Origin of the sequence: Microbacterium sp. PF5, from assembly GCF_004794315.1 — a bacterium.
Taxonomy (GTDB): Bacteria; Actinomycetota; Actinomycetes; order Actinomycetales; family Microbacteriaceae; genus Microbacterium; species Microbacterium sufflavum.
In genome coordinates this window covers 1-24,126 of sequence record NZ_SSDQ01000086.1, presented here as the reverse complement: position 1 = coordinate 24,126, position 24,126 = coordinate 1, and the positions used below count along the sequence as shown (strand labels likewise).

Below are 24,126 nucleotides of genomic sequence, written 5' to 3'. Positions count from 1 at the left end.
GGCGGCGGGCAGCGCACAGAGGGCGAGCGCCAGCGCGGCGAGCACTCCGACCGTGCGCCGTCGCGCGGGCCTCAGGGGCACGTCGGGGCCTCCGCCACGGTCAGCCCGCGAGGGCCTCGGCGATCGGGAGCGAGGAGTCCGCGTCGCCGTTGCCGAAGCGGATCGTGCGGCCGACGGTCGCCGGATTCTGCAGGACCTCGACGATGACGGCCGCGACGTCGGCGCGCGAGACCTCTCCCCGGCCTTCGGGGTCGATCTGGATGCGTCCGGTCGGCTCGTCGAACGTGAGACCGCCCGGTCCGAGGATCGTCCCGGCGAGGTTCGAGCCGCGGAGGTGCTCGTCGGCGGCCCACTTCGCGTCGGCGTACGCGAAGAACGGGTCGTCCTGCGGGATCCCGTGCTCCGCGGTGGAGCCGATCCAGGACACCAGGACGTAGCGCTCGACGCCGGCACGCTCGGCGGCGTCCATCGACCGCTCCGCCGCGTCGCGATCGACAGCGTAGGTGCGCTTCGGGTCACCGCCGCCCGCGCCGGCCGACCACACCACGGCGTCGTGCCCACGGATGATCTCGGCGAGGGCGTCGACGTCGAGCTGTTCGATATCGGCCACCAGGGCGGTGGCCCCCGTGGCCTCCACGTCGGCGACGTGGTCGGGATTGCGGATCACGCTGGTGACCTCGTCGCCGCGGGCGACGAGCAGCGGGGCGAGCAGGAGGGCGATGCGGCCATGGCCGCCGAAGACGAGGACGCGCGACATGCTTCCACCCTACGCGCCGGCTCCGACGTCAGCGCGGGGTCTGCGCGCTGTCGATCACGAACGCCTGCGGGTGGTCGGGCAGGTAGCGCACCACGACCGGGGCGCCGCTCGGCAGGTACGCGTCGCGGTCGGGGTAGACCGCCGGGGTGAAGAAGTTGCTCTCCAGCGTGTACTCCACGCCCTCCGCGGTGGTGAACGTGACCCAGTCCCCGTCGATCGTGGCCGTCGTTGGTCGCCCGTTGTCGTAGATGTACGCGCGCGTGACAGGCACGCCGGTCAGGCTCAGGATGCCGATCACGAGCGACCCGAGCATCACGAAGGCGAGCACCCGGAACACGATCCGCACGATCGTCCCGCCGATCCCGGCCCGCGGACGGGTGTCGAGCGGCAGCAGCCCCTCCCGCTCGCGGATGGCCCGCAGCGACCCACCCGGTGTGGCTCCTCTGGCCGACACGGCGAAGAGCCCGAGGATCGAGAAGCCGGCGATGAACACCATGGCGTAGCCGTGCGACGCGGGGAAGTTGACGAGCCACATGAGGGTGTCGAGCGGGTTCATCGCGTCGCCTCCTTCTCGATCGTGACCGCCACCGTGTGCGGATCCTCCCGCCGGTAGTACGCCCAGATCGGCGCGCCCACCTGCAGCCGCGACACCGCCTGGGGATACACGAACACCGTGGTGTCGGCCTCCCAGGTCGCCGCCCCCTCCGGTGCCACCAGCACCTTGAGCGCGAGCTCGCTCTGCCCCTCCCTGCGGCGTCCGGTCGGGCGCACCTCGAGCACCGACGCGGGCACCGCGGTGCCCGTGGTCCTGGCTCGCACCTGGGCGGGGTCGATGAGCCCGCGGTCGATGCGCCACTGCAGCATCGCCTCTCGCACGGTCGGGTCGCTGAGGTCGGCGAGCTGCACCGTGTCGTGGTCGGTCGTGCTGTACCGCACCGGCACGGGCTGCCCGACCTGGAGTCCCGCGGAGTCGGAGGGGTCGATGAGCATCCGCAGCTGTCCGATGAAGTCGTCGCCCTCAGCGGGGCTCACGCGCAGGAACAGGTCGTACTGCGGCACGTCGTTGATCGTGACGCCCGTGCGGGAGAGCTCGACGATCGTGCCGACGCCGATCCGGGTCTCGCCGCGGAGCTTCGTGCGGCGGCCGAACCCCGTCATCGTGCCGCCGAACGTGAGGAGCAGCCCCCAGGCGACGCCGATCAGGATCGGGCCGCCCAGGGTGTCATCGCCCGCGAACGGGAGGATCGAGTGGCGCTGATCGACGCCGAACAGTCCCTCGCCCACCCAGATCGCCAGCCAGGCCGTGAGCAGGAGCCAGACGACCGTGAGGATGATGCGCAGCATGGTCTTCAGCGTATCGAGAAGCCCGGCCGCACTCCGGCTGACGCGCCCTCAGCCGGTCGAGACGGGAACGGCGGCGGCGGCCAGCGCCCGCTGCACGCCCTTCGCGGCTGAGCGCCCCGCACGGTTCGCGCCGATCGTGCTGGCCGAGGGCCCGTACCCCACGAGCTGCACGCGCGGATCGGCGACCGCGGTCGTACCGCGGCCGTGGCGGTCGAGCTGGATGCCGCCCGCGGCGCTGCGGAGGTGCAGCGGCGCCAGGTGCCCGATCGCCGGCCGGAATCCGGTGGCCCAGAGGATCACGTCGACCCGTTCGAACGACCCGTCGGCCCAGCGCACCCCGTCGGGCTCGATGCGTGCGAACAGCGGCCGAGGGTCCGCAAAGGCGCCGAGCCGCTCGGCCTCGCGCTCCTGCGGACGCAGCATCAGCCCGGTCACACTGACGACGCTCCGCGGTGGGAGCCCGGCCGCGACGCGCTGCTCGACGAGCGCGACCGCCGCGGCCCCCGCCTCGGGGGTGAAGTCGTCGCTGCGCCAGACGGGCGGTCGCCGCGTGACCCACAGCGTCTCGGTGATCGGGGCGAGGGCGCCGAGGAACTGCACCGCGGACGCGCCCGCGCCCACGACGAGCACTCGGCGGCCTCGGAAGTGCTCCGGTCCCGGGTAGTCGACCGTGTGCAGCTGCTCGCCGAGGAAGGTCTCCATGCCGGGCACGTGCGGCACGAACGGGTGGGTCCAGGTGCCGGTCGCGTTCACGAGCGTACGGGTCGTCCACTCCCCCTCCGGTGCCTGCACCACGAGCAGCCCGTCGTGGTCGTCCACGCGACGCACGTGCACGGGGCGCAGAACGGGGAGGTCGTGCGCGCGCTCGTAGGCCGCGAAGTATTCCGGCACCGCCTGGTTGGCTCGACGTCGGTCGCGCGCGGGCGGGGTGTCGCCCGGCAGCTCGGCGACGCCGTGCACGTCGCTCATGGTCAGCGCGTCCCAGCGGTGCTGCCAGGCGCCGCCCGGCCGCTCGTCGGCGTCGAGCACCACGTGCGGGATCCCGAGCCTGGTCAGGTGGTACGACGCCGAGAGGCCGGCCTGCCCTGCGCCGATCACCAGGCTGTCGAGAATGCTCACGCTGTCAGGAACGCCCGGAGAGCCGCGGTTGTTCCACCCCGGCGACGCGCCCGGGCTGCCCGCCCCGATTGGTGCCGGTGTCGCTTCGTGTAGTACGCTGTTCGAGTTGCTCCGGCAGATGAGGAGCGGCTTCTGGGCCTGTGGCGCAGCTGGTAGCGCACCTGCATGGCATGCAGGGGGTCAGGGGTTCGAGTCCCCTCAGGTCCACCAGAGAATCCCGCGAGAGATCGCGGGATTTCTTCGTTTCCGGCACGGTCGCACGGGGCTAGCGCCGCAGCGCGCGAGCGTCAACCGTCTCGCGAAGCCCCCCGCGTCGACGTAGACAGGTCGCATCCGCCGACGAAAGGATGCCCCATGTCCAACCCGACTCCCCCGATCCCGCCCGTCCCGCCGTTCGCCGAGGGTGACGCGGAAGACGTGCCCACGCGCGAGGTCGACGGCGAACGCGTGCTCGACGAGGACGCCGACGACGCACAGATCGACAGCGCCGAGGCCGACCGCGCCGCCACGACGGCGGACGTCGACGGCGACGACGCCTGACCGCCGGACGAGAGAAGGGCACCGCCTCGACCGAGGTGGTGCCCTTCTCTCCGCGCTGCGGCGCTCACGTCGCCAGCAGCGGGGGGCGGTGCGGGATCGCGATCGGGCGCGTGGCCCGGCTCGCCCCCTGCATCCGCTCGACCTCTTCGAGAACCTCGAACGCGGTGCCGTAGCGGATCGCGAGCGGAAGGTCGCGCAGCCACGTCACCTCGACCTCGGTGTCGGCGAGCTCGTAGACGCAGGCGACGACGTGGCGCGGGTCGTTCTGGGGATAGCGCAGGTCGTTGATCACCCACTCGGACGGTGTGATGCGGTGGAGCACGAAACGGGGATCGGGGATGTCGGACATCTGGGGGCCCTCCAGGACTCTCTTATAAGGAGGGTGCGCCCTGCGGGCACGGAAGGGTAGGCCCTTGACACCTGACCGGCGAAGTGCAGGACTAGGTGTCGAGCCCGCCCGCGGAGGCCACCTGCGCCCGCCACCACGGAGTCTCGATGAACCCGCGCTTCATGAACACGAGCTCCATCGCGGCGTTCCATCCGCGCACGCCCTTGAGGTGCGCGATCGTCCCGGTGAGGAAGTCGTGCAGGGTCTCGGTGCTCGGCAGGATGATCTCGCAGTACAGCGAGTTCTCTTCCAGCGCCGCCGCGAGGAACCGCACGGACACGTGCTGCGCGAGCGTCTGTGCCACCGAGGCGATGCGCGACGGCTCGACCCGCAGCATCAGCAGCGTCTCCGCGCTCATGCCCAGCGCCGACGCGGGCACCATCGTCACGGTCGTGAGGCAGCCGGCGCTGCGCATCCGCTCGTACCGGCGCCGCACGCTGCTCTCGTTCATGTCGAGCGCATCGGCGATCGACTGGAACGACGCCCGTCCGTTGTAGCGCAGTTCCGCGACGATCGCCCGGTCGGCGTCGTCGAAGTGCGTCGGGTCGCACGTGTTCGGTGCCGGCATGTACGACTTCGGGTCGCTGGCGGCCTCGGCGTGCGAGTCGTACAGCTGACGCCCCCAGTCGAAGCTCACCTTGTACGTGTGCACGACGAGGTCGCTGCGCCAGCGCTCCACGCCGGGGATGGCCTGCAGATCCGTGAGCACGTGCGCGTAGGTCGCCGAGTCCCCCGGGATGACGACCTCCGCGAACACGTCGAACTTGCCGGTCACCAGGGTCACGAACCGCACGTACGGGGAGCCGATCAGCGCCTGCGCGACGCTCAGCTGCGACCCGGGGGTGCAGTTGATGCGCACGAAGAACGTCTCCACGTGCCCCTCGCTGCCCAGGGTCGGCACGATGCCCACGCTCACCACACCCTCGGCGAGCAGCTGCTGCCCGCGCCGGGTGACCGTCGAGACGGACGCGCCGGCGAACTCGGCGATCGACGTCCAGCTCGCGCGTCCGTCCTGCTGAAGTGCGACGACGATCCTCCGGTCGAGATCGCTCACTTCTCTCGTCAGTGGAACGCTCGTCATCGGGTCGGCGGGTACACCCGGTGCAGGAACGTGCGCACCGCTTCCGTCCACGCCTCTGCCTCCTCGATCTGCGGGGAGTGCCCCGACTTCTCGAACACCACCATCTCGGAGTCCGGGATGAGATCGGCGATCGTCTGGCTACACGATACTGGCGTGATCCAGTCGGTCCGGCCCACGGTGATGAGTGTCGGGACCGCGATCTCGTGCAGCCGCGGCTTCAGGTCGTAGTCCGGCAGGTTCACGGAGAAGGCGTAGTTGTGCGCCCGGTAGCGGTAGGGCGTCGCCTGCACCTTCCGCTCGACCGCCTCGGGGTCGTAGACGAAGTCGTACAGGGGCAGGATCTCCCGCCAGCAGTCCTTGAGGTCCTCGTCGTCGCGCACCTGCCCGAGGTCGATGCGGTCGAACTTCTCCATGTCGATGTCGACCCGGTCGGAGGCGAGGGCGTTCTCGCGCGCCAGGTGCGCGTTGGAGTTGTCCGGGGAGGTGTCGCGCAGCACGAGCGCGGCCACGCGGTCGGGGTAGCGCAGCGCGTACTCCATGGTCATGAAGCCGCCGTAGGAGCCGCCGGCCATGACGATCTTCTCCGCGCCGATCCACTCGCGCAGACCGTCGATGTCGGCCGCCCACTGCTCGTGGCTGTAGGTGCCGTTCCCCTCGCTCTGGCCGCTGCCCCTGGCGTCGAACACGACCACCCGGTACTCGTCGGCGAGCCGGCCGAAGCTCGCGCGCGGCTCGGCACGCGACCCCAGCCCCGGGGCGCCGTGATGGGTGATGATGACGGGCGCGTCCTCGGGACCGAGCACCTCGACGGCCAGGTGGTTGCCGTTGATCTCGACCCACTGGTGGTCGCTCGTGGCAGCGGCGAACTCCGGGGAGACGTCGGGGGTGGATGTCATGTCGTCCTCTTTCTTCAACAGGCGTTCAGAGCGCGATGGTGCACTCGTCGAGGCTGCGCGGATAGGTGGTCAGGGGTTCGGCGCCGTCGGCGGTCACGAGCATGCTGTCGCTGATGCGGTACCCGGCGTGACCCGGCACGTAGATGCCCGGCTCGTTGGAGACGAGCATGCCCGCCTCCAGGAGCGTGGCGTCGCCGTCCTCCAGCCACGGCGCCTCGTGCATGCCCAGACCGATGCCGTGCCCCTGGCGGTGCCGGATGAACTCGCCCAGCCCCGCGTCGCGGATCACGTCGAGGCACAGCCGGTTCGCCTCGCGGCACTCCAGGCCCGCGCGGATGGTCTCGCGGCCCACGCGCTGGGCGTCGCGGATCGTGTCGTGGTAGCGGCGCTGCTCGGCCGTGGGCTCCCCGAGCACGAACGTGCGCTCGCCCTCGATGAAGCGGCCGCCCACGGCGCAGCCGAGCGAGAGCATGAAGGTGTCCCCCGCCCGGAGCCGGTTGACCGACGGCAGCCCGTGCGGGAACGCGGAGTTCGCGCCGGAGTACACCAGACCGCCCGCGAGCAGCGAGGCCACGACCACGTTGCGGTGCTCGGCATACATGACACGGGTGCCGGCGGAGGTCACGTGCCGCTCCAGCTCGGCCTCGGTGGGCAGCTCTCCGCCCGCCGCGACGGCCTCGCGCACCAGTGCGACCCCGGCCTCCAGCATCAGGTCGGTGATGCGGGCGGCTTCGCGGTGCAGCACCACCTCCTCCGGGAACTTCACGTATCGGGTGCGGGTGAGCAGGTCGGACGGCACGAGCTCGGCGTACGGCATCGCGGCGCGGGCGGCGGCCAGGCGCTGATACGGCATCGTGGTCGCGAAACCGACCCTGCCGCGCGGCGACACCGCGTCGGCGAGCACCTGGAACGGCGGGACGACCCCCGGGAACTCGAAGAACGCGACCAGCTCGGCGCGCGCGGACTGCGACTGCGCGTACTCGCGTTCCAGCTCGGGCAGCAGCATCACGACACGCCCTCCCGCCTCGACCCAGATCGCGACCGGCCGCTCGGACGGGTGGTGGAAGAAGCCGGTGAGGTACGCGATGTCCTCGGGGTGATCGGTCAGGAAGGCGTCGAAGCCCTCCTCCCCCATCCGCTCGCGGACACGCTGCTGCACGGTGTCGAAGAACTCCGGCGCGAGGCGCTGATCGAAGACGGTCATGCGGTGCTCCTAGCGGGACAGGTGGCGCGGGTTGCGCGCGTCGTTGTAGGCGATGGACAGGAGGGTGGCCGACAGCACCAGGATCAGGATCGCGATGGAGGGGAACAGCGTCAGCCACCACGCGCTCACCATGGCGCCCGCCTGCTGTGCCTCGTACAGGATGCGGCCCCACGACCATGTGGTCGGGTCGCCCAGTCCGAGGAACGCCAGCCCCGCGGCCGACAGCACCGCCCGCGACGCGGTCACTACGACCGAGACCACGACCACCGGGGTCACCGCGGGCAGCACGTGCCGCGTGATGATCCACAGCGGAGAGGTCGTCATCAACCGGGACGCGTCGACGTACGGCAGCCCGACGACCGTGAGCGCCTGGGAGCGCACGAGTCGGGTGACCTCGGGCCACGAGAACGCCGCGACCACGAAGATGATCGTCGAGGTGCTCGGCCCCACGAGCGCCGCGATCAGGATCATCAGCGGCAGCACGGGCAGCGACAGGGTCATGTCGACGATCACGCTGATGATGCTGTCGAGCTTGCGGAAGTAGGCCCCGATCACCGCGATGATCGTGCCGAAGACGATCGCGATCACCGAGGCGGCGACGGCGACCAGCACGCTCTGCTGCGTGCCCCAGATGACCTCGGAGAACACGTCGCGGCCGAGCGCGTCGGTGCCGAACCAGTGGTCCCCGCTCGGCGGGCGCAGCACGTCGGGCCCGTAGCTCGCCGGGTACGGGGCGATCAGGGGCGCCGCGAGGGCGACGATCACGAGCAGGATCAGCAGGCCGAGCGAGATCATGCCGAGCGGGTCGCGGCGGAAGGCGCGCCAGGTGTGCGCGCTGGCCCGCTCGCTGCCGGCCGCGGTCGGTTCGCTGGGGACGAGGTTCTCGGTGGAGGGCAGCGGAGCGGTCATGCGGTCTTCACTCTCGGGTCCAGGTAGCCGTAGATGACGTCGGTGACCGTGTTGGCCACGACCACGGTGATGGCGAGCATGAGGAATGCGCCCTGCAGCACCGGGAAGTCGAGCTGCGTGACGGCCTCGTAGATGCCGCGGCCGATGCCCGGGTAGGCGAACACGGTCTCGGTGAGCACCGCCCCGCCGACGAGGAACCCGAGCTGGAGCCCGATCAGCGTCGTGGTCGGCAGCAGCGCGTTGCGCAACGCGTGCTTCCACAGGATGCGGCGGCCGCGGAGGCCGTTCGCCTTCGCGAGCAGGATGTAGTCCTCGCCGAGCGTCTCGATGAGGGTGGAGCGCATGGTCAGCACGTAGGAGCCGACCTGGATGAGCATGAGCGACACCGCCGGGAGCACGAGGTGCTGCGCGACGCTGAGGTACCACTCGAAGCCGTAGGTGTTGTTGGTGTAGGCGCCGCCGATGGGGAACCAGCCGAGGTTGAGCCCGAACACGAACAGCAGCAGGATCGCGACGCTCGGCACGAACAGCGACTGCCCGGTCACGCCGAGCACCTGCACGGCCCTGTCGATGAAGCGACCCCGGTGCGAGGCGGCCGCGACGCCGAGCGGCACCCCGATCAGGATCGTGAGGACGAGCGCGGTGATGGTCAGCAGCAGCGTCCACGGCAGCCGCTGCAGCAGCACGTCGGTCACCGGGATGGACTGCGTGAAGGAGATGCCGAGGTTGCCCTGCAGCAGCTGCCACATGTACAGGCCGTACTGCACGATCAGCGGCTGATCGAGGCCGTACTGCTCGAGGATGGTCGCCCGGATGTCCTCCGTCATGTTCGGACTCGCCAGCGCAAGGGCCGGATCGCCGGGCAGCAGACGCAGGAGCAGGAACGTCACGGTCACGGCGAACCAGATCGTGAGCAGACCTCGACCTGCGCGACGGAGAATGAACGATGCTCGGGACACCCGGGCGACCTTCCTCGAGAGTGGGGGTTTTCTTACTCGACCGGGTGCGCGCTCGCGAGCGAGAGCGGGTTCACGATCGACAGCAGTTCGCTCGGCTTGGAGATGAAGCCGGACCATTCGTCGCTCGCGGCGAAGAACAGGTTCTGCGTGTACATGATGTTGTCGTAGACCTGCTCGTGCACGATCTTGTTCGCCTTGCGCATGATCTCGATCTTGTCGTCCTCGTCGAACGTGACCATGCCCTCCTCGATCAGCGCGTTCAGCTCGGGGTCGTCGACGTGGGTGTAGTTGATCGCGCCGCCGGGCAGGTACGACAGGGCGAAGTTCGTCACCGGGTCGTCCATGATGGCGAAGTTGCCGGCGTAGATGTCGTAGTCGCCCTCGTTGGTCATGGAGAGGTAGGTGTTGCGCTCCGTGCCCTGCAGCTCGATCGTGATGCCGGCCTCGGCCGCGCTGTCCTTCACCATCTGCGCCCACTGGCTGGTCACGCTGTCCTGCAGCGAGTAGATCAGGCGGAACGAGACGGGGAACATGCCGTCGGCGTTCGCCGTGTACCCGGCGTCTTCCATGAGCTCGCGCGACTTCTCCGGGTCGAACTCGTACTCGGTGACGGAGTCGTCGTAGTACTTCGCGAGCACCGGCATCAGGGCGCTGGAACCCGTGGAGACGGCCTGCCCCTGCAGGACGACCGTGCGGATGGCCTCGTAGTCCACCGCGTGGGCGAGCGCCTGACGAACCTGGGTCTTCGCGAGGTCGGGCTTCTCCATGTTGTAGACGAGGTGCGCGTAGCCGAGACCGGCGGCCTCGATCACCTGCAGTCCGTCGGTGCCCTTCAGCTGCTCGACCTGCGCGGGCGGGAGGGCATTGGCGATCACGTCGATCTCGCCGCTCTGCAGCGCCAGGATCTCGGTGTTCACGTCGGGGTACACGCGGTACACGACCTCGGCGGGTCCGGGGACGCCGCCGTCGACCAGCGGGTAGTCCTCCACGCGCTCGAGCGTGTAGTGCTGGCCGACCTGGAAGTCGGTCATGATGAACGGGCCCATGCCCACCCAGCCGCCGTCGCTGCCGTCGTTCGCGAACTCCGCGATCGATCCCTTCGGCTCGAACACGTGCTGCGGCACGACGACACCCCAGAAGCCGATCTCGTCGATGATCGACGAGTCGGGCTGCGTGAGCGTCAACTCGACCCGGGTGTCGCTCACCGCGGTCGCGGTGTCGAGGTTGCCCAGCTGTCCGTAGAACGTGCCGGGCGCCTGGTCGCGCTTGACCGCGTTCAGCGTCCACGCGACGTCCTCCGCCGTGAGCGGCTCGCCGTCGCTCCAGGTCAGGTCGTCGCGGATCTCGTAGAACCCGGTGGTGTCGTCGACGTAGCCCCACTCGGTGGCGACGTGCGCCTCCTTGGTCCCGTCGTCGCTGATGCTCAGCAGGTGCGGGTACATCAGGTTGGTGACCCACGAGTCCGTGCGGCTGTTGCCGAGCACGGGGTTGAAGTTCACGACGTCGGTCGTCGTACCGATGCTGAGCGTCTCATCGCTCGGCCCGGTCGCGGCGGACGACTCCCCCGGCTCGGGTGCCGTGGGGGCGCACGCGGCGAGGCCGACGGCGAGGACCGCGGCCGAACCGAGTGCGAGGAACGTGTTGTGCTTCATCAGACCCAGACCTCCTCGAGGACGCGCATGGTGTTACCGCCGACGACCGCGCGGATCTCGTCGTCGGAGTAGTCGTGCTTCACGAGCCAGCCGATGATGTTGTAGAAGGCCTCGGCGGGGTTCTCGATGCCGTCGACGTACGGCTGCTTCTCGTAGTCGACGTTGGCGTGCGCCTGACCCAGCGACAGGTTCGAGGAGAACGCGTCGTGCAGGCCCACGTGGTCGCCGAACAGCGTGTCGGGTCCGAAGCTCACGTGCTCCAGGCCGACCAGGTCGACGCAGTACTGGAAGTGGTCCATGACCGACTCCAGCGAGTGCTTCGGGTGCTGGGGCGAGATGGTGGTGTGCGGTGCGGCCTCGATGCCGATGACCCCGCCGCGCTTGGCGCACTCGATGATCGTCTCGTCCGTCTTCATGCGGTTCGTCGGCCACAGTCCGCGGGCGCCCGCGTGGGTGATGAAGACCGGCTTGGTGGAGTGGGCGATCACGTCGAGGCACGTCTGGTCACCCGAGTGCGAGATGTCGATCGCGATGCCGAGCTTGTTCATCCGCTCCACGGCGCGCTCGCCGAAGTAGGTGAGTCCGCCGTCGCCGCGCTCCTTGAGGCCGCCGCCGAGCATGTTCGCCTCGGAGTAGGCGATGCCCATCTGGCGAACGCCGAAGCCGTACAGCACATCGAGCCGGTCGACCTCGTTCTCGATCATGGTCGCGGCCTCGAGCGCGAAGATGTGCGCGACGCGGCCGGTCTCCGCGGCGTACCGGATGTCCTTGATCGACTCGGCCTTGATCACGAAGTCCTGGTGCGCGAGGTCGGCCATGCGCACGCCGAGGTCGAACAGCACGTCCTGGTACTTCCACCCGGCGTCGCTGGAGATGCAGCAGGTGCCGTCCATGCCGTTGTCGAACACCGCGGTCAGACCGGAGCGGGCGAGGCCCTGGTAGCCGGTGGGTTCGCGGCCCTGGCGGATGTGGTCGCGCAGCTCCCCCATGTCTTCGGGGAAGACCTGCACGTGCTCGTGCAGCGAGATCACGGTCTCTTCGCGGAGGAGGCGCTCGGTGCGCTCCTTCTGCGCGTCGCTGAGGCCGAGGTCGTACGCCGGCACGCGGCCGATCTGCTTGGCGTAGCGGAACTCGCGGTAGTCCTTGCCGGCTTCCAGGTAGTCGTACGCGGTGTAGCCGGTGTAGCGGTCTGCTTGTTCGAGCACGGATGCGCTCCTTCGGGTCGATACGGGGGTGGCCTCCCGTTCGTCGAGCGGGAGATTTCCTCGAATCTCGACGATTCCGGCGCGAAAGTCAACTGTTGTGATGATTTTCGGCCGAGATGTTTCCTGTTCGAAACAATTCAGCGCCAGGATGCTGGCATGATGTCATCCATGGAGAACACATCCGTCCCCGAGAACACCGTCGTCCTCGACGTCCGCGGCCTCACCGTGACCCTCGACGGCTCGCGCGGACCCCAGCGCGTGGTCGACGGCATCGACCTCACCGTGCACCGCGGCGAGGTGTTCGCCCTGCTCGGCGAGTCTGGCTCCGGCAAGTCGATGACGGCGCGCGCGATCATGGGCCTCATCGACAACGGCACCGTGGAGGCCGCGACCCTCTCCCTCGGCGACACCGACCTGCTCACCGTCACGCCGGAGCAGCATCGGCGCCTGCGCGGCGTCCGGGTGAGCCTCGTGATGCAGGACGCTCTCTCCGCACTCAACCCCGTGCTCAGCATCGGCGACCAGATCATCGACCTGATCCGCGCGCACACGCCCGTCGGTCGTCGCGAAGCCGAGGCGCGCGCCGTCGAACTGCTCACCCTGGTCGGCATCCCCAGCCCGGAGAAGCGTGTCCGCGACTACCCGCACCAGTTCTCCGGCGGACAGCGGCAGCGCATCCTGATCGCGATGGCCATCGCGCTCGACCCCGACCTGATCATCGCCGACGAGCCGACCACCGCCCTCGACGTCACGGTGCAGGCGCAGATCCTCGACCTGCTGCTGTCGCTGCGCGACCGCCTCGGCATGGGCGTCCTCCTGATCACCCACGACCTCGGCGTCGTGATGGAGGTCGCCGACCGGGTCGCCGTGATGCGCACCGGGCGCATCGTGGAGTCCGGTCCGGCGGACGACGTGCTCACCGCACCCCGGCATCCGTACACGCTGCAGCTGCTCGACTCGATGCCGCAGGACGTGAGCGCCGCGGCGGACGATGACGGCTCCGCGCCGATCCTGGAGGGACGAGGACTCGAGCGCACGTTCCGCTCCGGGAGCGGACGACGCGCACACCGCGTCACGGCCGTCGGCGGCGTCGACCTCTCCCTGCGCAGCGGCGAGATCCTCGCGATCGTCGGCGAGTCCGGCAGCGGCAAGTCCACCCTGGCGCGCATGCTCGTCGGCCTCGACTCTCCCGACGCCGGCACACTGCGCTACCGGGACCAGGACGTGACGCGGGGTCGGCTGCGCGACCGCAAGGTGCTGCGCCGCGGCGTGCAGATGGTGTTCCAAGACCCGTACATGTCGCTGAACCCGCGCATGACCGTGCAGCAGATCATCGCCGAGCCGCTCGCCGCCACCCGCACCGGCACCCCGGCGTCACGCCGCGAGCGGGTCTCCGAGCTGCTCGAACTGGTCGGCCTCGACCCCGACATGGCCTCGCGCTTCCCGCACCAGTTCTCCGGCGGACAGCGACAGCGGATCGGCATCGCCCGCGCCCTCGCGCTCGACCCCGATGTCCTGGTGTGCGACGAGCCGGTGTCGGCGCTCGACGTCTCCATCCGCGCGCAGATCATCGACCTGCTGTGCGAGCTGCGCGAGCGTCTGGGCATGTCGATCGTGTTCATCGCGCACGACCTGTCCCTCGTGCGGCACATCGCCGACCGCGTCGCCGTGATGTACCTCGGCGACATGGTCGAAGTCGGCGACACGGAGGAGGTCTACCGGCACCCCGCGCACCCGTACACGCAGGCGCTGCTGTCGGCCATCCCGCCGCAGACGCGCGCCGAGCGGGGCATGCTCCAGCGACGCACGCGGCTGTCGGCCTGAGCGCCGCAGCTCAGCCGGCGGGACGGACGGTCAGGTCGGTGAGGTGGGCGTCACGCGGAAGGTCGAGCGCCGTGAGGATCGTGGTCGCCACCGCGTCCGGGGTGATGAAGCGCGACGCGTCGTACTCCGCCCCTTCCTGTCGGTGCACCCGCTCCTGCATCGGCGTGGCCGTGCGGCCGGGGTAGATCGAGGTCACGCGCACGCCGTGCTCCGCCTCCTCCGCACGCAGTGCGTCGGCGAGGGCCCGCAGGCCGTGCTTCGATGCCGCATAGGCGGACCACTCCGGGTTCGCCCGGAGCCCGGCCCCGGAGTTGACGAACACCACGTGCCCGCGCGACACCCGCAGCACCGGCAGCAGCAGTCGCGTCAGCTCCGCGGGCGCGACCAGGTTGACGGCGAGCTGCTGCTCCCACAGGGCGGGTGTGAGCTCGCCCACGGCACCGAGGTCCACGACACCGGCGGCGTGCACGAGACCGTCGAGACGGTCGGGCAGGCTCTGCTTCGACAGCGCCCACGAGAGCCGACCCGGCTGCGCGAGGTCGCCCACGATCGCCGTGGCACCGGGGAGCTCGTCGGAGATCTGCCGCGCCCTCCCCGCGTCGCGCGCCAGCACGACCACGTGGTCGCCGCGCTCGAGGAGGCGACGGGCGAGGACGGCGCCGATACCGGAACCGGCGCCGGTCACCAGATGGGTGGCCACCTCAGCCCGCGTCTGCAGCGGTCTCGACGACGTCGAGCGGGATCACGGGGCAGTCCTTCCACAGGCGCTCGAGCCCGTAGTAGACGCGCTCCTCCTGATGGAAGACGTGCACGATCAGGTCGCCGAAGTCGAGCAGCACCCACCGCGCCTCCGCGCGGCCCTCGCGGCGCACGCGCTTGTGGCCGGACTCGACCAGGCGGTCCTCGATCTCGTCGGCGATCGCGGCGACGTTGCGCTCGCTGTTGCCCGTGACGAGCAGGAAGATGTCGACGAGCGGAAGAGGCTCGGAGACGTTGAGCGCCACCAGGTCTTCCCCGCCCTTCGCGACGGCGGCTTCGGCGGCGATGCGCAGCATCTCTTCGGCGGTTTCAGGTGATTGCATCAGAACACATTCGTGGTGAAGGCGACGACCAGTGCCACACCCAGCGCGAGAGCGAGGCCACCGGCGACGATCGCCAGGATCAGCATCAGCCGATTGCCCTTCTCGGGCGCGGGCGGACGGATGACCTCGCCGGCGGGCTTGATGGTGCTGACAGCCGAGCTGGCAGCGATTGGGGTGGGCGAGGACGCCGGAGGCAGCTCCCCGTCGATGAGGACGGCGTCGACATCCTTGCCGTCGGCGGTGCCGTGTGCGTGGCCCTGCGAGCCGATGCCCTTCGGCAGCTCATAGGAACCCGTGATGAGGATCTCCCCCGTCGACGCGACGGGCCCGGACAGCGACCCCTCCCCGGGCGACGGCGTGAAGATCAGCGCGTTGGGCGAGCGGTGCGAGCCGCCCGAGTCGTTGGACGTGAGCAGCTCGTCGAAGGACGGCCGGAACGACGCGGGCTTCGCCGGCTCCTCGGCGGCCAGCACGCCCTCGCCGAACGCGGGGCTCACGGTGGGACGCTCGCCGTCGGAGACCTCGCCGCGGTCGTCGTCCTGATCGGCGAGCAGGTCGTCACGCTCGTCCGTCGACCCGGTCTCGACCTCGTCGGCCTCCGCGGTGTCGGGGACGCCGAGCAGCTCGGCCACGTCGACCGGTTCCGGTTCCGCCGGCTCGGCGAGCGGCACGCTCCCGGCGGACTCGACGGCGTCGGCGGCGCTCACCGGCTCGATCGACACCTCGTCGTCGACGTCGTCGTCGTCGACCTCGTCGACCACCGGGGCCGATGGCGAGGAGAAGTCGGGGATGCCCGAGACGATCGACGAGTCGTCGTCCGACCCCTCTGCGCGGGGGGCGGCGTCGCGGTCGTCCTCGGTCGCCTCGGCTCCCACGACCGGCACGGATGCGGTCTTGATCTTCTCCTGCTCACGCGCCTGGCGACGGGTGAGCGGTGCGGCACCGAGGTCGACCGCGGAGTCGGCCACCGGGGCCGGCGCCACGGGGGCGGGCTCGGCCGCGCGGGGAAGCGGGGCCGCCGGCGGAGTCGCGTTCGCCGCCTCCGCAGCGGCCTCGGCCTGCTCCTCCGTGATGACCGGGGTGGATCCAGTCAACCGGATCTCCCGCAGCTGCTTCCGCGTGAGCGGACCTCGCTGATCCGATGTGCTCATTCCTTGCTCCGATACAGATGGTGCTTCGCGATGTACTGGACGACGCCGTCGGGGACGAGGTACCAGACCGGTTGATCGTCGCGGACTCGCTCTCGGCAGTCCGTCGACGAGATCGACAGCGCCGGCACCTCCAGCTGGCTGACGTCGTCGCTCGGGAGGCCGTCGATGCTCAGAACGTGTCCTGGGCGGGAGACCGCGACGAAGTGGGCCAGTTCCCACAGTTCATCATGGTCTCTCCAACTGAGAATTTGCGCCACGGCGTCGGCGCCGCTGATGAAGAACAGCTCCACGTCGGGCCGCTGAGCCTTGAGATCGCGGAGCGTGTCGATCGTGTAGGTGGGGCCGGCGCGATCGATGTCGACCCGGCTCACCGTGAACCGGGGGTTCGACGCGGTCGCGATGACGGTCATGAGATAGCGGTGCTCACTGGGCGTGACCTCCGCCTTCTGCCACGGCCGTCCGGTGGGAACGAAGACCACCTCGTCGAGATCGAAGGAGTGCGCGACCTCGCTGGCGGCGACCAGGTGGCCGTGATGGATCGGGTCGAAGGTGCCGCCCATCACGCCGATGCGCGGTGCGCGCGTGGTCGCAGTGCTCATGAAAGGCCTAGTGGCCGTGTCCCGCCTCGTGGCCGTCCTTGCCGTGCTTCGCCGCCCAGGCCTCCGCCTTCGCCGAGTGACGGTTCGCCACGTTCTTGTACGACAGCGTGACGAACCCGAGAGCGGCGAACACGATCGCGGCGATGACTCCGAAGATCAGGGTGTCGAGCGCGACGTTGCCGTGGTGCTCGGTCTCTGCGGCGGCCATCGCGATCTGTGCGACGAGGTTCATCCTTGCTCCGTTTCGTGGCGTGCTGTCTCGGGTGTCGGGGATGCAGCGTCCCCCAGTCTAGCCCTCAGCCGCGCGTCTGACCCGCCCCACGCGCGAGCCACTTCGTGCTGGTCAGCTCGGACAGTCCCATCGGCCCGCGGGCGTGCAGCTTCTGCGTCGAGATGCCGACCTCGGCGCCGAATCCGAACTCCCCGCCGTCGGTGAAGCGCGTCGACGCGTTCACCATGACCACCGCGGAGTCCACCTCGGCCAGGAACCGCTCGGCGTTGCGGGTGTCGGTCGTGATGATCGACTCGGTGTGACCCGTGCTGTAGCGGCGGATGTGGTCGAGCGCGTCGTCGAGCGAGTCGACCACCTTCATCGCGATGTCCAGGCTCAGGTACTCGGTCGCCCAGTCCTCCTCGGTCGCCGGGATCACGGTGGCGACCAGCCCCGCGACGATGTCGTCGCCGTGGATCGCCACACCCTCGCTCATGAGCGCGCTCGCGACGAGGGGGATCAGCCGCGGCGCGGCCTGCCGGTGCACGAGCACGGTCTCCACCGCGTTGCACACGCTCGGACGCTGCACCTTGGCGTTCACCACGATGTCGCGCGCCCAGTCGTCTGGCGCGCTCTCGTCGAGCACGATGTGCACGTTGCCGGCGCCGGTCTCGATCACCGGCACGGTCGACTCCGTCACGACCGTCTCGATCAGGCCGGCACTGCCGCGGGGAACGAGCACGTCGATCAGACCGCGACCGTGCATGAGGGCCTTCGCGCCCTCGCGACCGAAGTCGTCGACCGTCTGGATCGCCTCCGGGGTGACCCCGGCCCCCTCCAGAGCGCCACGCATGACCTCCACCAGCACGGTGTTCGAGTCGCGCGCGGCACTGCCCCCGCGCAGCACCACGGCGTTGCCGGACCGCAGGGCGAGGGCGGCGATGTCGACCGTCACGTTCGGCCGGGCCTCGTAGATCGCACCGACCACGCCGAACGGCACCCGCACCTGCTCCAGCGCGACACCGTTGGGCATGCGGTGACCGCCGACCACGCGACCGACCGGGTCGGGCAGCGCCGCCACCTCGCGCACCGCCGCGGCCAGCGCGGAGACCCGGCGCTCGTCGAGCCGCAGGCGATCGATCAGCGAGTCGCCGATGCCGTCCTCGCGGCCGCGGGCGATGTCGCGCCCGTTCGCCTCGATGATCCGCGGCGCGTTCTCCTCCAGAGCCAGGGCGATCGCCTCGAGAGCGCGCGCCTTGTCGTCGCTGGTGAGGCCGGCCATGGCGCGGGAGGCCTCCTTCGCGCGCTCCAGGCGCGCCTGGGGGGTCGGGTCGGTCATCCGCCCAGTCTAGGAGGTCGCCGGTTCGAACCAGGTCCCGATGTCGTCGCCCGTGAGGGCCCGGTCGACCAGGTCGGCGCTGGTCACCAGCACGCCGATCCCCGAGGCTGCAGCGAGACGTGCCGCCGAGACCTTGGTGGCGGCTCCCCCGGTACCGACGCTGTTCACGACCGTCGATCCGAACTCCAGTCCGGACAGGTCGGCGTCGGGGGCCACGACGTCGATCGGCTCGGCACCCGGGTCGGTCGGCGGCTTGGTGTAGAGCGACTCGATGTCGCTCAGCAGGATCAGCGCGTCGGCCTCGATCAGCTGCGCCACGAGCGCGCCGAGGCGGTCGTTGTCGCCGAAGCGGATCTCCTGCGTCGCCACGGTGTCGTTCTCGTTCACGATCGGCAGGGTGCGCAGACCCAGCAGGCGCTCCATGGCCCGACGGGCATTCGACCGCGACGTCGGGTTCTCCAGGTCACCCGTGGTGAGCAGCACCTGCCCGGCGACGATGTCGAACGGGCGCAGGGCCTCCTGGTAGCGGTACACGAGGATGTTCTGGCCCACCGCCGCGGCGGCCTGCTGCGTCGCCAGATCGGTCGGGCGGGCGTCGAGCCGGAGGAACGGGATGCCGGAGGCGATCGCGCCGGACGACACCAGGACCACCTCGGCTCCCCTGGCGTGCGCGGCGGCCAGGGCCTCCACGATCACCGGGATGCGCCAGGACGACTCGCCGCTGATGGACGACGAACCGACCTTCACGACGATGCGCGACGCCGACGCGAGGTCGGCGCGCGTGCGTGCGGTCACTCGTCGCCCTCGCGGGCGGTGGCGAGGCGCTCGGCCTCCAGCTCCGCGCGCGCCTGCGCCTTGGCGTCCATCCGCTCGTAGTACTGCTCGCGGCGCTCGGACGTGGTGCGGCGGGAGTTCGGCGCCAGGCGCGGGTCGGTGCCACGCGGCGCGGTCATGAGCTCCGCGGCCGAGCTCATGGTGGGCTCCCAGTCGAACACGATACTGTCGCCCTCGCCGATCACGACCGTCGAGCCCTGCACGGCACCGAGGCGGAACAGCTCGTCTTCGACACCCAGCTTCTCGAGGCGGTCGGCCAGGTAGCCCACGGCCTCCTCGTTCTGGAAGTCGGTCTGCTGCACCCAGCGCACCGGCTTCTCGCCGAGGATGCGGTACACGTTGCCGTAGGTGCCGCCCTCGACGCGGATCGAGAAGTCCTTCTTCGAGCCCCGCGGCCGGATGACCACGCGCTCACGCGGCTTCTCCGCCGCGATGTTCTCGGCGCGGTGCTTCTCCACCAGCTCGCCCAACGCGAACGTGAGCGGGCGAAGACCCTCGTGCGACACCGTCGAGATCTCGAACACGCGGAAGCCGCGCGCCTCCAGATCGGGGCGAACGAGCTCGGCGAGGTCGCGCGCCTCCGGCACGTCCACCTTGTTGAGCGCGACGAGCTGCGGGCGCTCCAGCAGCGGCGTCTGGCCTTCCGGCACCTCGTAGGCGGCCAGCTCGGCGAGGATGACGTCGAGGTCGGAGATCGGGTCGCGGCCCGGCTCGAGCGTGGCGCAGTCGAGCACGTGCAGCAGGGCCGAGCAGCGCTCGACGTGACGCAGGAACTCCAGGCCGAGGCCCTTGCCCTCGCTCGCGCCCTCGATCAGTCCCGGCACGTCGGCGACCGTGAACCGGAAGTCCTCCACCTGCACGACGCCCAGGTTCGGGTGGAGCGTAGTGAAGGGGTAGTCCGCGATCTTCGGGCGTGCGGCCGAGATGGCGCCGATCAGGCTCGACTTTCCGGCGGACGGGTAGCCCACCAGCGCGACGTCGGCGACGGTCTTCAGCTCGAGCACGACGTCGCCCTCGTAGCCGGGCGTGCCGAGCAGGGCGAAACCGGGGGCCTTGCGCTTGGGTGTCGCGAGGGCGGCGTTGCCCAGGCCGCCCTGGCCGCCGGCGGCCACGACGAAGCGCTCCCCCGGCTCGATCAGGTCGATGAGCACCTCGCCGGACGGCGACTTGACCACCGTGCCGACCGGGACCGGAAGCTCCAGGGACTCGCCGTCGAAGCCCGACCGGTGGTCGCCCATGCCCGGCCCGCCGTTGCCCGAGGAGCGGTGCGGCGAGTGGTGGTACGACAGCAGCGTGCCCGTCTGCGGATCGGCGACCAGGACGATGTCGCCACCGTCGCCGCCGTTGCCGCCGTCGGGGCCGCCGAGGGGCTTGAACTTCTCCCGGTGCACCGAGACGCAGCCGTTGCCGCCCTTACCCGCACGGAGGTGCAGCGTGACGGTGTCGACGAACGTGACCATGTGTGCGTGTCCTTCGGGTAGCGGGGGAAGACGGACGGCAGATACGCGGACGGGGCGAGCCGAAGCCCGCCCCGAACCGGATGTCTAGCGTGGTGCTGTGATCACTCAGCAGCAGCGACGATGTTGACGACCTTGCGGCCGCCCTTCGCGCCGAACTCGACCGCACCGGCGGCCAGAGCGAACAGCGTGTCGTCGCCACCACGGCCGACGTTCACGCCGGGGTGGAAGTGCGTGCCGCGCTGGCGGACGATGATCTCGCCGGCGAGGACCTGCTGACCGCCGAAGCGCTTCACACCGAGTCGCTGAGCGTTGGAGTCACGACCGTTGCGGGTGGAGCTTGCGCCCTTTTTGTGTGCCATGTCCTGTGTCTCCTCGGTCTTACTTGATGCCGGTGATCTTGACGCGCGTGAGCTCCTGGCGGTGGCCCTGACGCTTCTTGTAGCCGGTCTTGTTCTTGTACTTCTGGATGACGATCTTCGGGCCGCGGAGGTTGCCCACGACCTCGGCCGTGACCTTGACCTTCGCCAGCGCGTCGGCGTCGGTGGTCACCGTGGCGCCGTCGACGAGCAGCACAGCGGGCAGCTCGATCTTCTCGCCCTGGGCCGCCTGAACACGGTCGAGCTGAACGATGGTGCCGACCTCGACCTTCTCCTGCCGGCCACCGGCGCGCACTACTGCGTAAACCACTTCATACCTGTTTCGTTGGGGAGCACGCGGCTCCGAGAATCTCACGGGAAGACTGTTGCTTGCATGCGTCGCTGGTACGACGGGCGCGAATGCAAGACTCTCCGCATCGGCCGTCGAGGACGACGCGGCATGCGCACCAAGGGACTACTTTACCGGATGCCGGAGCCCCTCGCAAAGTGAGACCGGTCGCGCCTCCGGTCGTAGGCTGGCGAGGTGACCGTACTCGTCGACGACCCCCTCTGGCCGGCCCATGGACGCCTGTGGGCGCACCTGGTCAGCGACACCGACCTCGACGAGCTGCACGACTTCGCCCGCGCGCACGGCATCCCGGCGCGCGCGTTCGACCTCGACCACTACGACGTCCCGGAGGACGCGGTGGCGCGGCTGATCGCCGGCGGCGCCCAGCACGTTCCGGGGAAGGAACTGGTGCGCCGCCTGATCGCGTCAGGCCTCCGGGTCCGCGGCCGCGACCGGCTGCGCTGAGCTCTCCGCCGCCACCGACACCGGCGTGCCGGAGAGCGCGGCCGTCGTCACCCGGCGGCGACCACGCCCCTGCCCCGGTGCCTTCGGCTCGGGAAGCGCGTCCAGCACCGAGTCGAGGAGCTCCTCGGCCGGTGACTTCGGGCCCTTGCGGTCGGCCCCGCGCTTCTTGCGGGCCTTCTTCGGACGCTCGGCGGCGGGCGCGGCGGCCTGCTCGGCCGGTGCGCTCTCGGCGGGGGCGTCACCCGAGGGGGCGATGGTCGACGCGGCGATCTGGGCGAGCGCCGACTTCGCGCCCTCCGTGATGCTGTGCGTCACCGCGGCCACGACCGGAGCGGTGTTGCCGTTCCCGTTGCCGTTGCCGTTGCCGTTCCCGTTGCCGCGCTGGCGGCGACCGCCGTTTCCTCCGCCTCCGCCGTTGCCGCCGTTGGCGCGGTGCTTGACCACCGGGTCGTGGTGCACGATGACGCCGCGACCCGCGCAGACCTCGCACGCCTCGCTGAAGGTCTCCAGCAGCCCGAGGCCCAGCTTCTTGCGGGTCATCTGCACGAGGCCCAGCGACGTGACCTCGGCCACCTGGTGCTTCGTGCGGTCGCGGCTCAGGCACTCGATCAGACGCCGCAGCACGAGGTCACGGTTGGACTCCAGCACCATGTCGATGAAGTCGACCACGATGATGCCGCCGATGTCGCGCAGCCGCAGCTGACGGACGATCTCCTCCGCCGCCTCGAGGTTGTTCTTGGTGACGGTCTCCTCGAGGTTGCCGCCCGAACCGACGAACTTGCCGGTGTTGACGTCGACGACCGTCATCGCCTCGGTGCGGTCGATCACGAGCGAACCACCGGACGGCAGCCACACCTTGCGGTCGAGCGCCTTCTCGATCTGCTCGGTGATCCGGAACGCGTCGAAGGGGTCGACCTCGTCCTCGTAGGACTCGACGCGCTCGAGCAGGTCGGGCGCGACGCTCTCCAGGTAGGCGCGGATCGTGCGCTGCGCGTCCTCACCCTGGATGAGCATCTTCGTGAAGTCCTCGTTGAAGACATCGCGGACGATCTTGACCAGCAGATCCGGCTCGGCGTGCAGCAGCGCGGGTGCCTGCTGGCTCTCCACCTGCTTCTGGATGTGCTCCCACTGCGACGTGAGCCGCTGGACGTCGCGCGTCAGCTGCTCCTCGGTCGCACCCTCCGCGGCCGTGCGGACGATCACGCCGGAGGACTCGGGCAGCACCTCCTTGAGGATGCGCTTGAGTCGCGCCCGCTCGTTGTCGGGCAGCTTGCGGCTGATGCCGTTCATCGACCCGCCGGGCACGTACACCAGGTAGCGGCCGGGCAGCGAGATCTGGCTCGTGAGGCGGGCGCCCTTGTGGCCGACCGGGTCCTTCGTGACCTGGACGAGCACGCGGTCGCCGGGCTTGAGGGCCAGCTCGATGCGGCGCGGCTGGTTGCCGGTCTCGACGCCGTCCCAGTCCACCTCGCCGGAGTACAGCACGGCGTTGCGACCACGGCCGATGTCGACGAACGCGGCCTCCATGCTGGGGAGCACGTTCTGCACACGGCCGAGGTAGACGTTGCCGATGAGCGACGCGTCCTGGTTGCGGGCGACGTAGTGCTCCACGAGCACGCCGTCCTCCAGCACGCCGATCTGCGTGCGACCGTTCTTGGAGCGCACGACCATCTTGCGGTCGACCGACTCGCGGCGCGCGAGGAACTCCGCCTCGGTGACGACCGGACGACGGCGACCCGCGTCGCGCCCGTCACGGCGGCGCTGCTTCTTGGCCTCCAGGCGCGTCGAGCCCTTGATGGCCTTCGGCTCGGTGATGTACTCCACGACGCGCTGGCGCTGACGCGGCTCGTCGCGCTGCTCGTCGGCGTCGGAACCTCCGCGGCGGCGGCGGCCACGGCGGCCGGAGGACGACTCCTCCTGGTCGCGCTCGGCAGGACGTTCGTCGCGACCGGGGCGTGCCGGCAGCGGGACGACCTCGGGCGCGTAGAAGTGCAGCTGGGTCGACACCTGCGACACGAACACCTCGGGCAGCAGGCCCAGGGAGACGGCGGTCAGGGGCGCCGGGGCCTCGGGCTCCGTCTTCTCGGCGGCGGGAGCGGCCTCGGCGGGAGCGGCCTCGGACGGCGCCTCGGCGGCGGGAGCATCGTCGGACGACGCCTCAGCGGCGGGCTCGCCCTCGGCGGGAGCCTCCTCGGACGGCGCCTCAGCGGCGGGAGCATGCTCGGACGGCGCATCCGTGGCGGGAGCGTCCTCGGCGGGCACATCGGCGGCGGGGGCGGCCTCGGCGGGAGCGTCTCCGGCAGCCTCCTGGCTCGCCGGCGCGTCAGCGGCGGCGTCGGCGTCCGCGTCGGCAGGAGCCTCGGCCGCGCTCTCCTCGTCGGCCGGAACGCCGGACGCCGAGG

26 protein-coding genes and 1 tRNA gene are annotated in these 24,126 nt (G+C 70.3%); 4 read left to right on the top strand and 23 right to left on the bottom strand.

The genetic code is table 11. The features are described from left to right. Positions 1-100: 100 nt before the first annotated feature. The 4 genes from DW297_RS06845 to DW297_RS06830 are packed head-to-tail and all read right to left on the bottom strand — an operon-like array spanning position 101 to position 3,220. Positions 101-757 (bottom strand): SDR family oxidoreductase, encoded by a 657-nt coding sequence (locus DW297_RS06845; protein ID WP_136030705.1) that lies wholly within the window; start codon positions 755-757, stop codon positions 101-103. 28 nt (positions 758-785) lie between these two features. Beyond that, positions 786-1,313: a DUF3592 domain-containing protein gene (locus DW297_RS06840; protein WP_136030703.1), complete on the bottom strand. Its 528-nt coding sequence runs from the start codon at positions 1,311-1,313 to the stop codon at positions 786-788. Continuing rightward, entirely contained in the window at positions 1,310-2,101 is a 792-nt protein-coding gene (locus DW297_RS06835; protein ID WP_136030700.1) for a hypothetical protein, read from the bottom strand. The genes DW297_RS06840 and DW297_RS06835 overlap by 4 nt, the downstream gene beginning before the upstream one ends. A 48-nt stretch (positions 2,102-2,149) precedes the next feature. After that, positions 2,150-3,220 carry an NAD(P)-binding domain-containing protein gene (locus tag DW297_RS06830; RefSeq protein ID WP_136030698.1) on the bottom strand — a complete coding sequence of 357 codons (1,071 nt, stop codon included), beginning with the start codon at positions 3,218-3,220 and terminating at the stop codon, positions 2,150-2,152. 134 nt (positions 3,221-3,354) lie between these two features. Between DW297_RS06830 and DW297_RS06825 the strand changes: the two genes are divergently transcribed. Beyond that, a tRNA-Ala gene (locus tag DW297_RS06825) sits at positions 3,355-3,430 on the top strand. 144 nt (positions 3,431-3,574) lie between these two features. Continuing rightward, positions 3,575-3,760 carry a hypothetical protein gene (locus tag DW297_RS06820; RefSeq protein ID WP_136030696.1) on the top strand — a complete coding sequence of 62 codons (186 nt, stop codon included), beginning with the start codon at positions 3,575-3,577 and terminating at the stop codon, positions 3,758-3,760. Positions 3,761-3,824: 64 nt separating this feature from the next. Here the strand turns inward: DW297_RS06820 and DW297_RS06815 are convergent, their stop codons facing one another. From DW297_RS06815 to DW297_RS06780, 8 genes are all read right to left on the bottom strand, one after another. Continuing rightward, positions 3,825-4,109, bottom strand: a complete 285-nt coding sequence (locus tag DW297_RS06815; RefSeq protein ID WP_136030694.1) for a hypothetical protein — start codon at positions 4,107-4,109, stop codon at positions 3,825-3,827. Positions 4,110-4,200: 91 nt separating this feature from the next. After that, positions 4,201-5,202 carry an Lrp/AsnC family transcriptional regulator gene (locus tag DW297_RS06810; RefSeq protein WP_240744543.1) on the bottom strand — a complete coding sequence of 334 codons (1,002 nt, stop codon included), beginning with the start codon at positions 5,200-5,202 and terminating at the stop codon, positions 4,201-4,203. A gap of 23 nt (positions 5,203-5,225) precedes the next feature. Beyond that, positions 5,226-6,125: an alpha/beta fold hydrolase gene (locus DW297_RS06805; RefSeq protein ID WP_136030690.1), complete on the bottom strand. Its 900-nt coding sequence runs from the start codon at positions 6,123-6,125 to the stop codon at positions 5,226-5,228. A gap of 25 nt (positions 6,126-6,150) precedes the next feature. Further along, positions 6,151-7,329 carry a M24 family metallopeptidase gene (locus tag DW297_RS06800; protein WP_136030688.1) on the bottom strand — a complete coding sequence of 393 codons (1,179 nt, stop codon included), beginning with the start codon at positions 7,327-7,329 and terminating at the stop codon, positions 6,151-6,153. A 9-nt stretch (positions 7,330-7,338) separates the two neighbouring features. Beyond that, complete coding sequence (locus DW297_RS06795; RefSeq protein WP_136030686.1) at positions 7,339-8,238, bottom strand: ABC transporter permease; 900 nt, start codon at positions 8,236-8,238, stop codon at positions 7,339-7,341. Next, positions 8,235-9,197, bottom strand: a complete 963-nt coding sequence (locus DW297_RS06790; protein ID WP_136030683.1) for an ABC transporter permease — start codon at positions 9,195-9,197, stop codon at positions 8,235-8,237. The genes DW297_RS06795 and DW297_RS06790 overlap by 4 nt, the downstream gene beginning before the upstream one ends. 32 nt (positions 9,198-9,229) lie before the next feature. Continuing rightward, the gene (locus DW297_RS06785) at positions 9,230-10,849 is read right to left on the bottom strand and encodes an ABC transporter substrate-binding protein (protein WP_136030681.1); all 1,620 of its coding nucleotides are present in this window, start codon (positions 10,847-10,849) and stop codon (positions 9,230-9,232) included. Next, complete coding sequence (locus DW297_RS06780) at positions 10,849-12,054, bottom strand: dipeptidase (protein ID WP_136030679.1); 1,206 nt, start codon at positions 12,052-12,054, stop codon at positions 10,849-10,851. Before DW297_RS06780 ends, DW297_RS06785 begins: the two co-directional genes overlap by 1 nt. A gap of 156 nt (positions 12,055-12,210) precedes the next feature. Here DW297_RS06780 and DW297_RS06775 point away from each other — a divergent pair, with 156 nt between their 5' ends. Further along, positions 12,211-13,878: a dipeptide ABC transporter ATP-binding protein gene (locus DW297_RS06775; protein ID WP_205828244.1), complete on the top strand. Its 1,668-nt coding sequence runs from the start codon at positions 12,211-12,213 to the stop codon at positions 13,876-13,878. Between the two features lie 10 nt (positions 13,879-13,888). Here the strand turns inward: DW297_RS06775 and DW297_RS06770 are convergent, their stop codons facing one another. The 10 genes from DW297_RS06770 to rplU all read right to left on the bottom strand — a co-directional run bounded on the left by DW297_RS06770 (position 13,889) and on the right by rplU (position 21,241). Beyond that, positions 13,889-14,578, bottom strand: a complete 690-nt coding sequence (locus tag DW297_RS06770) for an SDR family oxidoreductase (protein WP_136030677.1) — start codon at positions 14,576-14,578, stop codon at positions 13,889-13,891. 1 nt (position 14,579) lies between these two features. Then, positions 14,580-14,960, bottom strand: coding sequence for a ribosome silencing factor (rsfS, locus tag DW297_RS06765; protein ID WP_136030675.1), 381 nt, complete (start codon positions 14,958-14,960; stop codon positions 14,580-14,582). Continuing rightward, positions 14,960-16,111 (bottom strand): hypothetical protein, encoded by a 1,152-nt coding sequence (locus DW297_RS06760; protein ID WP_136030674.1) that lies wholly within the window; start codon positions 16,109-16,111, stop codon positions 14,960-14,962. The genes rsfS and DW297_RS06760 overlap by 1 nt, the downstream gene beginning before the upstream one ends. Continuing rightward, complete coding sequence (nadD, locus tag DW297_RS06755; protein WP_136030672.1) at positions 16,108-16,710, bottom strand: nicotinate-nucleotide adenylyltransferase; 603 nt, start codon at positions 16,708-16,710, stop codon at positions 16,108-16,110. The genes DW297_RS06760 and nadD overlap by 4 nt, the downstream gene beginning before the upstream one ends. A 7-nt stretch (positions 16,711-16,717) precedes the next feature. Further along, positions 16,718-16,942 carry a hypothetical protein gene (locus tag DW297_RS06750; protein ID WP_136030670.1) on the bottom strand — a complete coding sequence of 75 codons (225 nt, stop codon included), beginning with the start codon at positions 16,940-16,942 and terminating at the stop codon, positions 16,718-16,720. 64 nt (positions 16,943-17,006) lie between these two features. Continuing rightward, positions 17,007-18,260, bottom strand: a complete 1,254-nt coding sequence (locus DW297_RS06745) for a glutamate-5-semialdehyde dehydrogenase (protein WP_136030668.1) — start codon at positions 18,258-18,260, stop codon at positions 17,007-17,009. A gap of 9 nt (positions 18,261-18,269) precedes the next feature. Next, positions 18,270-19,055 (bottom strand): glutamate 5-kinase, encoded by a 786-nt coding sequence (proB, locus tag DW297_RS06740; RefSeq protein WP_136030666.1) that lies wholly within the window; start codon positions 19,053-19,055, stop codon positions 18,270-18,272. Continuing rightward, positions 19,052-20,554: a GTPase ObgE gene (gene obgE / locus DW297_RS06735; protein WP_136030664.1), complete on the bottom strand. Its 1,503-nt coding sequence runs from the start codon at positions 20,552-20,554 to the stop codon at positions 19,052-19,054. The genes proB and obgE overlap by 4 nt, the downstream gene beginning before the upstream one ends. Positions 20,555-20,655: 101 nt before the next feature. Beyond that, entirely contained in the window at positions 20,656-20,913 is a 258-nt protein-coding gene (rpmA, locus tag DW297_RS06730) for a 50S ribosomal protein L27 (protein ID WP_017202370.1), read from the bottom strand. A 19-nt stretch (positions 20,914-20,932) separates the two neighbouring features. Next, positions 20,933-21,241 carry a 50S ribosomal protein L21 gene (gene rplU, locus DW297_RS06725; RefSeq protein WP_168387232.1) on the bottom strand — a complete coding sequence of 103 codons (309 nt, stop codon included), beginning with the start codon at positions 21,239-21,241 and terminating at the stop codon, positions 20,933-20,935. 213 nt (positions 21,242-21,454) lie between these two features. On the opposite strand from rplU, the gene DW297_RS06720 reads away from it, so the two are divergent. After that, entirely contained in the window at positions 21,455-21,724 is a 270-nt protein-coding gene (locus DW297_RS06720; protein WP_136030663.1) for a DUF4031 domain-containing protein, read from the top strand. Here DW297_RS06720 and DW297_RS06715 read toward each other — a convergent pair. Then, the coding region (locus tag DW297_RS06715) for an Rne/Rng family ribonuclease (RefSeq protein ID WP_240744542.1) at positions 21,686-24,126 on the bottom strand (2,441 nt) is incomplete at its 5' end. The two genes, DW297_RS06720 and DW297_RS06715, sit on opposite strands and share 39 nt — an antisense overlap.